The organism is Acutalibacter sp. 1XD8-36 (genome assembly GCF_009917525.1).
Classification (GTDB): Bacteria; Bacillota; Clostridia; order Oscillospirales; family Acutalibacteraceae; genus Acutalibacter.
This window is the reverse complement of sequence record NZ_QZDU01000006.1, coordinates 21107-34303: the sequence shown is the minus strand read 5'-3', so window position 1 is coordinate 34303 and position 13197 is coordinate 21107. Positions and strand designations below refer to the sequence as shown.

The 13197-nt window shown below is 59.4% G+C and carries 11 protein-coding genes; all 11 read right to left on the bottom strand.

All coding sequences use genetic code 11. The annotated features are described in order from the left end of the window. Positions 1-50: 50 nt before the first annotated feature. The 11 genes from aspS to zapA all read right to left on the bottom strand — a co-directional run bounded on the left by aspS (position 51) and on the right by zapA (position 13102). The gene (gene aspS / locus D5270_RS10505) at positions 51-1832 is read right to left on the bottom strand and encodes an aspartate--tRNA ligase (protein WP_166544065.1); all 1782 of its coding nucleotides are present in this window, start codon (positions 1830-1832) and stop codon (positions 51-53) included. Positions 1833-1850: 18 nt separating this feature from the next. Further along, positions 1851-3131, bottom strand: coding sequence for a histidine--tRNA ligase (gene hisS / locus D5270_RS10500; protein ID WP_207709365.1), 1281 nt, complete (start codon positions 3129-3131; stop codon positions 1851-1853). Between the two features lie 60 nt (positions 3132-3191). Continuing rightward, a complete protein-coding gene (locus D5270_RS10495; protein ID WP_166544063.1) occupies positions 3192-3590 on the bottom strand; it encodes a methylglyoxal synthase in 399 nt (132 codons plus the stop codon). Between the two features lie 72 nt (positions 3591-3662). Further along, complete coding sequence (locus D5270_RS10490) at positions 3663-4448, bottom strand: nucleotide-binding protein (RefSeq protein ID WP_166544062.1); 786 nt, start codon at positions 4446-4448, stop codon at positions 3663-3665. A gap of 126 nt (positions 4449-4574) precedes the next feature. Further along, the gene (locus D5270_RS10485; protein WP_166544061.1) at positions 4575-7094 is read right to left on the bottom strand and encodes a penicillin-binding transpeptidase domain-containing protein; all 2520 of its coding nucleotides are present in this window, start codon (positions 7092-7094) and stop codon (positions 4575-4577) included. Positions 7095-7121: 27 nt separating this feature from the next. Further along, positions 7122-7637, bottom strand: a complete 516-nt coding sequence (gene mreD / locus D5270_RS10480; RefSeq protein ID WP_166544060.1) for a rod shape-determining protein MreD — start codon at positions 7635-7637, stop codon at positions 7122-7124. After that, positions 7634-8524, bottom strand: coding sequence for a rod shape-determining protein MreC (gene mreC, locus D5270_RS10475; RefSeq protein WP_166544059.1), 891 nt, complete (start codon positions 8522-8524; stop codon positions 7634-7636). The genes mreD and mreC overlap by 4 nt, the downstream gene beginning before the upstream one ends. A 3-nt stretch (positions 8525-8527) precedes the next feature. Beyond that, complete coding sequence (locus D5270_RS10470) at positions 8528-9544, bottom strand: rod shape-determining protein (RefSeq protein WP_166544199.1); 1017 nt, start codon at positions 9542-9544, stop codon at positions 8528-8530. A gap of 268 nt (positions 9545-9812) precedes the next feature. Then, the gene (gene dut, locus D5270_RS10465) at positions 9813-10244 is read right to left on the bottom strand and encodes a dUTP diphosphatase (protein WP_166544058.1); all 432 of its coding nucleotides are present in this window, start codon (positions 10242-10244) and stop codon (positions 9813-9815) included. A 76-nt stretch (positions 10245-10320) separates the two neighbouring features. Then, a complete protein-coding gene (locus tag D5270_RS10460; protein WP_166544057.1) occupies positions 10321-12393 on the bottom strand; it encodes a U32 family peptidase in 2073 nt (690 codons plus the stop codon). After that, positions 12386-13102, bottom strand: a complete 717-nt coding sequence (gene zapA, locus D5270_RS10455) for a cell division protein ZapA (RefSeq protein ID WP_166544056.1) — start codon at positions 13100-13102, stop codon at positions 12386-12388. The genes D5270_RS10460 and zapA overlap by 8 nt, the downstream gene beginning before the upstream one ends. Between the last annotated feature and the right edge of the window lie 95 nt (positions 13103-13197).

Here is a 13197-nt window from a genome sequence, read left to right as displayed (position 1 = left end):
CAGGGAGGGCCCTGGCGCTCGTTTTCCGTAGAATCCAATGGGTTTTAAGCCTATTCCCCGGTTTTGGTGACGGCTATATTTAGTTCCTTGAGCTGTGCCTCAGATACGGCGCTGGGGGCGCCCATCATCACATCCTGCGCGCTCTGGTTCATGGGGAAGGCGATGACCTCCCGGATAAAGCTCTCCCCGGTAAGGAGCATTATGAGCCTGTCCACCCCCGGAGCAGCCCCTGCGTGGGGCGGCGCGCCGTAGCAGAAGGCGTTGTACATTGCCGGGAACTTCCCGCGCACATCCTCCTCTGTAAGCCCCACCAGCTCGAAGGCCTTCACCATTATCTCGGGGTCGTAGTTGCGCTCGGCGCCGCTTGCCAGCTCGTAGCCGTTGCATACCAAATCGTACTGGTGGGCCCGGAGGTCCAGCGGGTCAAGCTCCCCGCTCTCGGCCTTCAGAAGGGCCTCCCTACCACCGTGGGGCATTGAGAAGGGGTTATGCCCGAACTCCAGCTCCCCGCTCTCCTCGCCCACCTCGTACATGGGGAAGTCCACTATCCAACATAGGGCATACTGCTCCGTGTCCATATGCTGGGGGCAGGCCGCGCCCAGCAGCTTCCTTGCCACGCCCGCGGTCTTCTGGGCCACAGCCTTTTTGCCTGCCGCCAGCATTACCAGTGAGCCCGGCTCCAGGGCCAGCTCAGCCTTGACCCTCTCGCAGAGAGCCGGGTCGGCGTTTATAAACTTCCCTATGCCGCCGGCTATCTCGCCCTTCTCGTCCAGCTTGAACCAGTAGGTCTTCTGGGCTGTCTGCACTTCAACCTCAGCGCAGAGCTTGTCTATGGCCTTGCGGGTCATATCGCACCCGGAGACCGGCACGGCCTTCACTATATTGCCCTCAAAGGGCCCGAAGCCGCAGCCGCCCAGGAGCTCCGTCACATCCTTGATAAGTAAATCTATCCGCAAATCCGGCTTATCGCTGCCGTAGTCCTCCATGGCCTGCAGGAAGGGTATGCGCCTAAAGGGCCCCTCGGTCACCCGCTTGCCATAGATACCGAAATCTCTAAATACCGGCGGCAGCACAGCCTCCAAGACGGCGAACACGTCGTCCTGCCCGGCAAAGGCCATCTCCATGTCAAGCTGGTAGAACTCTCCCGGCGAGCGGTCCCCTCTGGCGTCCTCGTCCCTGAAGCAGGGGGCTATCTGGAAATATTTGTCAAAGCCCGAGGCCATCAAAAGCTGCTTGAACTGCTGGGGGGCCTGGGGCAGCGCGTAAAAATTCCCGGGGTGCTTGCGCGAGGGCACCAGATAGTCCCTGGCTCCCTCGGGGGAAGAGGCTGTCAGAATGGGGGTGGTTATCTCCAAAAACCCCTGCTCCTCCATGGCCCGGCGCAGGGCAGACACCACCCGGCTCCGCAGGACGATATTCCCCTTGACTCCGGGGTTGCGCAGGTCCAAATAGCGGTACCTTAGTCTCTGGGACTCGTCCGCGTCTCGGGAGAAGTTTATCTCAAAGGGCAGCTCGTTATACTGGCAGCGCCCCAGCACCTCTATCTCAGTGGGGGCTATCTCAATATCGCCGGTGGCCTGCTTGGGGTTCTTGCTGGTGCGCTCCCGCACAGCGCCGGTGACGGATATTGTGGTCTCCTTATTCAGCGCCTTCACCTGGGCCAGCAGCTCCGGGGTCTCTATGACCACCTGTGTGGTCCCGAAAAAGTCCCTGAGCACCAAAAAGGCAATGCCGCCGCCCACCTCACGGAGATTCTCCATCCAGCCGCAGAGGGTGGCGGTCTCCCCGGCGTTTTCAATGCGGAGCTCGCCGCAGTTATGTGTTCTGAGCATATCAAATCCCTCCAAATATCAGAAACTAAGGTCTTCCTGGGCGGTGGAAAATGTCAGGTAGCCGTCTACAAAATCCTCACCGATACTGACCTTCCTGGTCTCGCCGCTGGACATATCCTTAAGCACGGCACTGCCGGAGGACAGCTCGTCCTCCCCAAGCACCATGCTGAACTTAGCGCCGATTTTACCCGCGTACTTCATCTGGGCCTTGAGTCCCCTGCCGCAGATATCACAGTCCGCAATAATGCCGCACCTATGGAGCCGGTCAACAAGCTCCAGTGCCTTCACCTGGGCCTTATCGCCCATAGCCGCGATATATACCTCGCACCTGTCCTCCTCGGGGAATTCCACCTTCCCCTCCTCCAGCGCCAGCATTATCCTGTCCATGCCAAGGCCGAAGCCAAGCCCGGGGGTCGGGCTGCCGCCCATTTCCTCCACCAGGCCGTCGTACCTTCCGCCGCCGCCCAGGGCAAAGCCCAGGCTCCTTGAGGGGAATTCAAACACCGTGCGGGTATAGTAGTCGAGGCCCCGCACCAGCCCCGGGTCCAGCTCAAAGCCTATCCCCAGCGCCGTCAGGTACTCCTGCACCTTATTAAAATGCTCCCGGCAGTCCCCGCAGAGATAGTCGGTTATCACCGGGGCGTTTTTCGCCAGCTCCTTGCACTCAGGGTTCTTGCAGTCCAGTATGCGCATGGGATTTCTGTCAAGCCTAGACAGGCACGTGCCGCAGAGCTTGTCCCTGTTCCCGGTGAAATACTCCTTCAGCGCCCTATGGTACTCCTTCCGGCATTCCGGGCAGCCGATGGAATTGAGCTGCAGCCCCACGTCCTCAAGTCCCAGGCGCTTGAAGGCAGACATAGCCATGGCGATTATCTGGGCGTCGGCAATAGGCTCAGCCGCGCCGAACACCTCCACGCCGAAGGTGCGGAATTCCCGCATACGCCCGGCCTGTGGCTTTTCGTATCTATAGCAGGGAATATTATAATAGAGCTTAACAGGGTATACGGCGTTATAAAGGCCGTTCTCCAGCATAGCCCGCACAGCTCCCGCCGTGCCCTCGGGGCGAAGGGTAACCGAGCGCCCGCCCTTGTCCTCGAAGGTGTACATCTGCTTCTCAACTACGTCCGTCACATCGCCCATGCCTCGCTGAAAGAGCTCCGTATGCTCAAAGGCGGGTGTGCGTATCTCTCCGAAGCCGTTGAGCTCGGCCTCCCCTATGAGAACCTGCTCGGCTATTTGCCAGCGCCGGGTCTTCTCAGGGGTCAGGTCCTGGGTGCCCTTAGGGGCTTTTGTTATCAAGTCCATTTTAAAACTTCTTTCTATAATTCTATTCTTTTGCAGGCCCTAAAGCACCATACTTTATGGCTTCACCAAATCACGCCAATCCAAATCCCCGCGCTCAAGCCCGTGTATGAGTACCTCAGCTGTAGCTATATTTGTCGCTACCGGTATATTGTGCACGTCGCAGAGCCTCAGCAGGTTCAGCGCGCTGGGGTCGTTGGATTGCGGGTTCAGAGGGTCGCGGAAAAACAGCAGCAGGTCTATCTCGTCGCAGGATATCCTTGCCGCTATCTGCTGGTCGCCCCCCTGAGGGCCGCTTAAAAACCGCTGCAGCTTCAGACCTGTAGCCTCAGAGACCATCTTACCGGTGGTGCCCGTCCCGCAGAGCGAGTGGCGGCTGAGTATGCCGCAATAGGCAATGCAGAACTGTACCATCAGTTCCTTTTTTGCGTCGTGGGCAGTTAATGCAATGTGCATAGTGAACTCCTCCCGGTTTATAAAAAATAAATATATTAATATAGTATAAATAGAGTTTTGCAAAATATAGCTCTAGCTCAAATACCATGAGGGCAGGGGCACGTTTTCACCCTCAAGCCTCGCCGCCGCCCGGCTTATGGCAAGCATTCCCGGCGACCCGTCCGGCGCGGGCTCACCTCTTAGGAAGGCCGCCGCCAGCCTCTTGTCCACAGGCATCAGCGCCCCAAGGCGTATGCCTGCCGAGTCTATAACGCCGTCAAGGTCCTTAAAGGCCCCGGTCTCCCTGAAGAGCCCCCGGTCAAACTGGTTTATCACCAGCCGCATATCCGCAAGCCCCAGCCCCGACAACAGCTGCCGCACGCTGGCGGCGCTTCGCACGGACACCGGGTCCGGCCCGCAGAGCACCAGCGCCCTGTCAGCCGCACATGCCGCCGACTGGAACCCCATCCCAACGCCCGCCGGTGAGTCCAGCAGTACGTGGTCATAGTAGCGCTTCAGAAGCGGTATCAGCCGCCGCATTACCGGGGGCCGCACCATGTCCTCCACCTTCGCCGGGGCCGGCAACAGGAAAAGCTCCTCCTGGCCATCTTCCGGCTTCTCAGTTTTCCCGTCCTCCTTCGAGGTCCTGCAGGGATAGATTGCCTGGGCAGGGGAGCACCGGCCGAACACCACGTCGGAGATGTCGTACACCAGGCCGTCCTCCGCGCCGGAGAGCTTGTCAAGCCCCCTAAGCCCCGCGTCACAGTCTATCAGCAGCACCCTGCGGCCCCGGGCAGCCAACGCCCGTCCAAGCCCCACAGAGGCGGTGGATTTCCCAACGCCGCCCTTTCCGGAGGTGATTACAGTTGCAATTCCCATGATGAACACCGCCTTACAATACATCTTACCACATAGAAGTCGATTTGTCAAAATCAAAACACGCTTTTTTAAAATTATATTCGCCCTGCACAAAAATACAGGGCGAACTTTGTTAGATATTTTATTCTATCCGGAGCTGTCCCCACCGTTCCCAGAGCCGTCTCCATTGCCCTCTGAGCCGTTACCGCCGTCCTCGGGCTCGCTGCTATCTCCGTCAGGCTCCGGCGATGGTGATGGGGGAGGGGAGCCGCTGCCGGTATAGTAGGGCGTATCGAGCTGCGGCGCCGGGGTGGGCCCGGGGGTGCTCCCGGCCTCGGGAACGTCCGCGGCTACAGAGCCGCCGGTAAAGATACGGTCCGGGATATCGCTGCCCCGCTTGGGAATGGGGGTAGGAGTCGGCTCGGCGTCCCCGCTGTCCTCAGCTCCCTCGCCGTCCGGGCTCCCTGAGGGCCCGGGGGTGGGGGTAGCCTTGGCCTCGTCCAGCTCCTCCTTGGTCTTGATTATCTTGCCGTCATCGTCCACCTGGTTCCCGTCCTGGTCAAACTTGTTCCACTCATCGTCCCAGGTGTAGAACCCAAAGTAATAGTCCAGCATATCCTTTGCCACATTCATGGCATAGTTGCCCGAGCGCCCGTGCTCCAGCACCACCGCCACGGCTATTTCCGGGTCGTTTGCCGGGGCATAGCAGATAAAGCTGATATTCTCCTCGGTGCCGCCGTCCTCCCATTCCGCGCCGGAGGTCTGGGCCGTGCCTGTCTTACAGGCCACAGAGATTGGATAGTCAGAGAAGACCGAGCGGGCCGTTCCGGTAATCGCCGTCTGTATCATAGCCTGGCGCACCACGCCCAGCACGTCCGGGCTTATTTCCGCGTCATAAAGCTCCTCGGGCTCATACCTGCGCACCAGCTCCTGGCGGGAATAGTCTGTGACCTCCTCCAGAAAGTGGGACTTTAGACGCTTGCCGCCGTTTGCAAGGGTTGCCGTGTAGGTGGCAAGCTGCATGGTGGTGAACCAGTTGTCCGCCTGGCCTATAGCCGCCTGACAGGTGTTGCCGTCGGTCCACTCATAGCCGCGCTCGCTGTGTATCTCCTGATAGCTCTGGGGGCTGGTCATATTTCCGGTGGACTCATAGAGCTCCACCCCGGTGAGCTCCCCGAGGCCGAAATACTGGGCGTAGGCGTCCAGCTTCCGTATGCCGAGTTGCTTGCCCAGCTCCGCGAAGTAGCAGTTGCAGGATTCCGCGATAGCTTCATAGAGCCCGACCCAGTGGTGCTTACCGGTGCAGTGCAGTTCCAAATCCTCATATTTAAACACGCCCACAATGCCGGGGCCGTCACAGTCGTACACTCCGACGCTGTCGAATATCACCCCCTCCTGCAGGCCCGCTACAGCCACCATGGGCTTGAACACCGAGCCGGGGGCGTATACTCCCTGGAGGGCCCGGCAGAAAAGGGGCTGGTTTTCCTCGTCTTTAAGGGCGTCGTTGCGGTAGTCGCTGTCCTCAAGGTACAGGTTCAGGTCATAGCTGGGGTATGAGGAGCAGGCCAGCACCCCGAAGTCCTCCAGCTCTATAGCCACAGCCGCCCCAGCCCGGCAGTCATGGGCCCGCTTATCGTCCTTGGCGCCGGAGTTCTTGTTGGCCTTTATGTTGCGCTCCAGGGAGCGGTTTGTTATGCCCTGCATTTTTGAGTCCAGGGTCAGCCGGACAGTATGCCCCTGCTCGGGCTGCTCCTTAGTGGCGGTAGTCACCACGTCGCCGTTCTCGTCGGTGAACACCGCCTGAAGCCCTCTTGTGCCCCGCAGGTCCTCCTCGAAGGCGGACTCCGCGCCAACGGCCCCTATCCTTTCGTTGGACTTGTAGCCAGCCACGTTCTCCTCGCTGTCATACAGCTTCCCCTCTTTTTCGGCCTTCTCCAGGTCGCTGTCGCTTATGGGCCAGGTATAGCCCACGATATGGGGGGCAAGGGAGCCGTCGGGGTAGTACCTGTCAACGCTCACCCTGGTCTCTATCCCCTCCCAGCGGTCGCTGTACTCGCCGAATATGCCCACAGTCTCGGGGGAGACGCTGGAGGCTATCACATAGGGGTCATATATGGAAAAATTCTCCGAGGTCATGCAGTATCTCACAGAGACCACCGTGCGGGTGTCCTCCTTGGAGCGGCCCTGGAAGTGGTAGCGCTTGGAGAGCTCCTCCATGCAGTCGTCGGCTGTGGCATAGTCCGCAAGGTTCAGGAAGGTTTTGAGCTTTGCTATGTCCTCCTCCTCGTCCTCAAGAAAGCTGTAGTTCCCCTCGTCGTCAAGGCGTATGGGCAGCACGTCCCGCCAGGATTCCCCCAGCTCCTCAAGAAGGTCCACCACCCCAAGGATGGTGTTGTTCCGCTGGGAGTCGTCCATATAAAGGGCGTTATATATTACCTCATACACCGTATGGTTTCCAGCCAGTATATTTCCGTCCCGGTCCAGTATCTCGCCCCGGGCGGCGCTTATCTCTATGGCGTCGGTGCGGTTGCTCATGGCCTCCTGCTGGTAGAAGGAGCCGTTGATAAGCTGCCAGTTTGCCAGCTGCAAAACATATATGAGAAAGAAAATACATACAAACAGGATACACGCGCCTGTGCGCCCTATCCTGAGCCTGGGCAGCTTCATCTGCCCCACCTCCTTATAACAGGGCCGCTACGCCCCGCTGTTCGATGGCAGGGACTCTGCCAGGGCTTTGTTCAGCAGGTACAGCAGCGGCACAAAAATAAGTGTGTATAAATACTTTGGAATGTAGTGTATCTTCAGGGCATACCCCGGGGAGGAGTAGCGGAAATAGTAGAAAAACAGCCACTGGCTCCCGAACATTATCCCAAGCGCGGCAATGCCCACCAGCACCGCCGTCACAGGGTTTATCTGCAGGTAGGTCTGGACCAGAAGGCTCACCCCGAAGCAGAGCACCCCCATCACAAGGGCGTGGAAGCCCAGCATGCCGGAGTAACCGAAATCGCAGAAAAGCCCTGCTATTACGCCGAAGGCCATGGCCCTGGTCTCGTCCTCCAGCATGGCTATCACCGCCGCCGCAGGCAGCACCAGCACCGGGCGCACACCGTATACCGGCGGGAACAGTCCCGGGGTCTCCTGGAGCATAAAGAGCACCAGCAGCTCAAGGACATAAGCAAGGCTGCGGATGATACGGTTCAGGTCCCTCATTCGCCGTCCTCCTCGCTGTCCTCAGGGCCGGGGTCGGTAACGGTGTCGTCCTCACCCTGTCCGGGGAAGCTGACAATGACCTGTACCTCCTTGACCGAGGCCAGCTCCTCAAAGGGCCTGACTACCGCGTATTTCGACACGTCCGTCTCGGACTTCTCCACGCTCTGCACCACGCCTATCTTCAGGTTGGCCGGGTACACCCCGCCAGCGCCGGAGGTGGTGATGATATCGCCCTCCTCCAGGGCCGTCTCACTTGTAAGATAGCTCAGCCGCAGAAGCCCGGAGCTGGCCATGGTTATATTGCAGCCTATGAGGCCGCTCTCCTGCTTGTCGATTGACACGGCGGCAACACTCACGTCCTCGCTCAAAAGGCAGTCCACCTTGCTTGTAGTAGCATAGGCCCTTGAGACTATCCCCACCAGCCCCTTGTCAGTGATGACCGGGTCGCCCTCGCTCACCCCGGAGAGGGTGCCGATGCCGATGGAAAACCCGGAAAAGGGGTCGTTGGGGTCTCGGCCTATTACAGAGGCCGAGACCATTTCGTTTTCAGGCGCCTGCTGGCTGATATGCAGCTGCACCTTCAGGCGCTCGTTCTCCTGCTTTACCTGGGTATAGTCTATCAGCCTGTCCTGCAGCCGGCTGTTTTCATCCTGGAGCGCGGTCACCATCTCTTTGAGCTCGTCCTTTGAGAGGCCGTCCAGGTCCAGAAATTCCACCACGTTGTCGGTGACCTCCGTAGCCACAGACTGCATTGGTGTGGATACAAAGCCCAGTATGCTTGCTATCAGGGAGCCGCCTGCAGAGGCGGTATAAATCATTAGCCCCAGCAGCACCACCACCGTGATGATAAGCGCCTTAAAGGAGCTTCCCTTCAGAAAATCCCTCACGTCTTACTTTCTCCGTCCGTTGCGGTAATAGGACTTGGGCAGCTCTATCTCAAGGCTCTTGCCTGTGCCCTCGACCACGCAGTCCAGGGGCCGCTCAGCCACGTGCACGGGTATCCCAGTCTCCTGGCTCACGAGCCTGTCCAGGCCCTTCAGCAGCGCGCCGCCGCCGGTGAGCATTATGCCGCGGTCTATGATGTCGGCGGCAAGCTCGGGGGGGGTCTGCTCCAGGGTCTCCTTTATGGCGTCCACAACGGTCATAACGCTGTCGGCCAGGGCCTCCCGGACCTCGTCGGCATGTATCGTCACATTCTTCGGCAGGCCATCCACCAGGTTCCGGCCCTTTATCTCCACAAACGCGTTTATGGTCTCCTCAGTGGGGAAGGCAGAGCCTATGCGCATTTTAATCTCCTCGGCGGTGCGCTCTCCTATGAGCAGGTTGTACTTTTTCTTCACGTAGGCGACTATAGCCTCGTCGAACTTGTCCCCGGCCATGCGCACGGAAACCGCCGTGACGATATCTCCAAGGGAGATGACAGCCACCTCTGAGGTGCCGCCGCCGATATCAACCACCATGCTGCCGGTGGCATCTGACACAGGAAGGCCGGCGCCCACAGCCGCCGCCATGGGCTCCTCCATCAAATCCACGTTGTTTGAGCCCGCCTGTCTGGCGGCGTCCTCAACGGCGCGGCGCTCCACCTCAGTTACCCCCGAGGGGATGCAGATTATTATCCTGGGCCGGGCCAAGGCTCCCGAGCGCAGGGCCTTCTTGATAAAATATTTGAGCATTGCGGCGGTAACGTCAAAGTCCGCGATAACGCCGTCCTTCAGGGGCCGCACGGCGACTATCGAGCCGGGGGTGCGCCCCAGCATTTCCTTGGCCTGCTTGCCCACTGCAAGGACCTCGTCGGTGCGCACGTCCACGGCGACCACCGATGGCTCGCGCATAACAATCCCCTTGCCGCGCATGAACACCAGGGTGTTCGCCGTGCCAAGGTCAATGCCGATATCCTTGGAGAACATGGAAAACATAGAGAGGAAGTTGGAAAATCCTGCCATAACTGAACCTGCCTTTCCCCGGCCGGGCCGGTAGCAAATGTAAACTCACATCTATCAAAGTGTTCCCAGGAATTGCCTGGATATTTCAAATACAACCCATAACTAGTCCCATTATACCGCATTTAGCGCCGATTCTCAACAAGAAACTGCCAATGCGCCCCCAAAACCGGGGAATAACAGAAGATGTATAGCTTTTCCCGGGAGCCTGGCACAAGATATCCAGGTTAAAATTTCAGCCTGTGCTGCCAAACCCTCCCGAGCCCCTCACAGTTCCGGAGAGGGCGTCCGCCTCCACAAACTCGCCGAAAACGACCGGCAGGAATACCGCCTGGGCAATGCGCTCCCCGGGCTCTATGGCATAGCTTTCGTTTCCAAGATTGCGAAGGGGCACCATCCACTCCCCCCTATAGTCGCTGTCAATCACACCAACTCCCTGGGCCACCACAACGCCCCTTTTAGAGCCGAGGCCGCTCCTGGAGAAGACAAACCCCGCATAGCCTGGGGGTATCTCCGCGGCAAAGCCCAGGGGCACCATGAACACCTCCCCGGGCTCCAGGGTATGGGGGGCGGGGAGGCAGGCGCACAGGTCGCAGCCCGCGCTCTCCCCGGTCTGCCTTTTTGGTGTAAGGCAGTTGTCCTTTAACCTCACGAAACGGATTTCCACTACAGCACCTCCTGTTTTTCACCAAATCCTGTAAAGCAGGTCAACTTTATCAACATTTTCCACCGGGTTTTCCACATTAAACCACGCCTCTCTTGAAAAGTCCGCGAGTATAGGCAGCATTTAGGCTTTCCCGCCCTCGGAAGGCCCTCAAGATTTCCCCAGATTCCACAGAGTTTTCCACAGTAAATCTCAACACGGCGAAGTCTGCGGAGAGCTCGTCCTGCAAATCGCCCAGCCAAATGGGTACGCTGTTGAGCATTTCTACCCCGAATTTTCCCCTCATCCGGCATATAACCGGAAAGCTGGCCCCTTTACGGTCTGTGAGAAGGCCGGGGGCTTTACACCCAAGACAGCCTCTGGGGGAATTTGCCAGGGGGCAATTCCTTGTGAGCATAAGCGCCTGCCGCCCATAGGCCATAACGCCCCTCCTGACACCAGCTCCAAGGCCGGATATCTCCCGGACTGAGAGCTCAAAGCTCAGCTCCGCGCTCTCAAGTCCCAGACGCTCAAAAACTTCAAGGGCCGGGGTGTTGGCTATATTAAGCGAGAAGCCGCCGTGGGCTGTCACCCCCAGCTCCCGGCACAGCTGTAAAGTGCCCAGGTTACCGCAGAGGTACTCCGTAAAGCCCATGGCCTTCCGCTCCTCAATAAGGCTGCGGAGTTCCAGCTCCCTGCCAAATACTGCCCTTGGCAGGTCCAGTATCAGCCTTGTGCCTATGTCCCGCAAGCCCTCCAGCTTTACGGCGTCCGTCTCAATGGGCAGGCAGACCCCTTCACAGCCCGCCATTTCCGGGCAGAATTGGCCTGCGTCCCGCAGGACCACCCGGACCGGCAGCTCCCCCTTTGGCCTGTGGTATGCCTTATGGGAGGGCATAGGCAGCTCGGTAAAGGGTATAGGCTTTACATTTCCCCTGGCCTCCAGCAGGGCGTCAAGGGCTTCCCGCCGCAGCTTATTCAGCGCGCCCACCGGCATTGGGACGCCCTCCTCCGGCACAGTAACGCTTTGGGCGAAAAAAGGCGTGCCGCCGGTCTTCTGTAACTGCTTTATACAGCGTTCTTTGGGTATACTATTATATATAGGGCTGTCGGGGACAGGTTTGGCGGCAACAAATACACATCTTCCCCCGCAGGAGGCGTGAAGCACGGCGGAGCCCTCCTCCATGGTCAGGGCAAGCTCTACCGGCACAGCCTGCCTTTCGGAGCGGTAGAGCTCCCTAAGGCCGGAGAGCACCTTCTCGGTAGCCGCTGTCACGTCCCCCTTAGTTCGCGTGCCGAACATCCCCGCGCCCCTATGCCCGGTAAGGTAGCCGTCGGTGAAGCCCGAGCGGGAGAACACGGCTTCAAGGGCCCCTGAAAGCTCGGCCGGAACAGGCTTGCCGTCGGCCGCCAGCCTGCAGGCCGCAGTTGCCGCCGCCACATACTCCGGGCGCTTCATTCTGCCCTCAATCTTCGCCGAGCATACCCCGGCCTCCTGGAGTTTCCCTATACTATTTATAAAGCTCAAATCCCTCAGGGACAAATCGTGCCCGGTGCCGCCCTTCGCCCCAAAGGGCAGGCGGCAGGGCTGGGCGCACTGGCCCCTGTTTCCCGAGCGCCCGCCCAGCATGGCGCTGAGGTAGCACTGCCCGGAAACGCACATGCACAGAGCGCCGTGTACAAAGCTCTCCAGCTCTACGTCCACGCCGTCACCAATCTCCCGAATCTCCTCAAGGGAGAGCTCCCTTGCCAGCACAACCCTCCGGGCCCCTAGCTCCTTTATCAGCCGCACCCCGGCGGGGGTGTGCAGGCTCATCTGGGTGGAGGCGTGCAGGGCCAGCTTAGGGGCCCGCTCCCGCAATAGGGAAAAGAGCCCCATGTCCTGCACCAGCACCGCGTCCACAGGGATTGCACAGAGATAGCGCACGAACTCCAGGGCCTCAGGCAGTTCGCTGTCCTTCAGCAGGGTGTTTACCGTCACATGCACCCGCACCCCCCGCCGGCGACAGTATCTCACCGCCTCCGAGAGTTCCTCCAAAGAAAAATTCTGTGCGTTGGCCCGGGCGCCGAACTGGGGCCCGCCCAGGTACACCGCATCCGCCCCGGCCCGCACAGCCGCTTCAAGGGCCTCGCACCCTCCTGCCGGGGCCAGCACCTCCACAGGGCTACTCATTGTCCGCCTTATCCTTCTCAAAGAAGCTCACAAGGCCTTCCTGCTCCAGCTCCGGGAAGTCCCTGATGGGGTTGCTCCTGCGGCGCCTGGGCTTTGGCTTGGGCTTCTGGGCAGGCTGATCCTCAGCGGCAGACTCCGTAGGGGCCTGCACGGTTTTCGCCTGAGCCAGGCGCTCCTCCAAAGCGGCCAGCTTCGCCGTGAGCTCCCGGTTTTCTGCCTCAAGCCTCAGCTCGTTCTCCGAGGGCTCTTCCGCTGACTTCATGGCCTCCCTAAGAGCCGCGTTCTCATCCTCAATGGCTCGGGCCTGGATAACCACTTCCTTCAGCCTCTGGATATGCTCCTCAAGCCTTGTGTTCTCCGACTCCAGCCGGGCGGCCTTCTCAGCAAGCTGGGCGTCCTTCTGTGTGTCCACAGCGGACTTTAGGAGCTCCACCTTCTCCTCCTGCCATAGCTCGGCCTCAACCTCCAGCTCCTCCTTGCGCTCCTTAAGGCGCGCGGCAAGCTCAGCGTTCTTGTGGCAGTCGTCGCATATGCTCAGGGCTGTGGTGAGCGCGGCGGCCTCCCTGGTGACGAAGGGGGAGGCGGACATTATCTGCCTCATCATATCACCAACCTCGTCCGCCAGGGCCTGCATATAGGCCTCGCTCTCACCGGTTATCAGCCCGCAGACTACACCGTTTATGTTCAGACGTACCCGCCGTCTCTCCATAAAAGCACCAATTCCTTTCACGAAAAGTTATATTATTACTATTATAGAGCAAAAACCGGCAAAAGGAAAGGCTTTTTTGCAAAATTAGCATAGCA

Coding starts and splice junctions, on each gene's coding strand:
- D5270_RS10485 (WP_166544061.1), bottom strand. CDS start 7,094: ATGAAGCTGCCCAGGCTCAGGATAGGGCGCACAGGCGCGTGTATCCTG.
- D5270_RS10460 (WP_166544057.1), bottom strand. CDS start 12,393: ATGAGTAGCCCTGTGGAGGTGCTGGCCCCGGCAGGAGGGTGCGAGGCC.
- D5270_RS10490 (WP_166544062.1), bottom strand. CDS start 4,448: ATGGGAATTGCAACTGTAATCACCTCCGGAAAGGGCGGCGTTGGGAAA.
- mreD (WP_166544060.1), bottom strand. CDS start 7,637: ATGAGGGACCTGAACCGTATCATCCGCAGCCTTGCTTATGTCCTTGAG.
- aspS (WP_166544065.1), bottom strand. CDS start 1,832: ATGCTCAGAACACATAACTGCGGCGAGCTCCGCATTGAAAACGCCGGG.
- D5270_RS10495 (WP_166544063.1), bottom strand. CDS start 3,590: ATGCACATTGCATTAACTGCCCACGACGCAAAAAAGGAACTGATGGTA.
- D5270_RS10470 (WP_166544199.1), bottom strand. CDS start 9,544: ATGTTCTCCAAGGATATCGGCATTGACCTTGGCACGGCGAACACCCTG.
- zapA (WP_166544056.1), bottom strand. CDS start 13,102: ATGGAGAGACGGCGGGTACGTCTGAACATAAACGGTGTAGTCTGCGGG.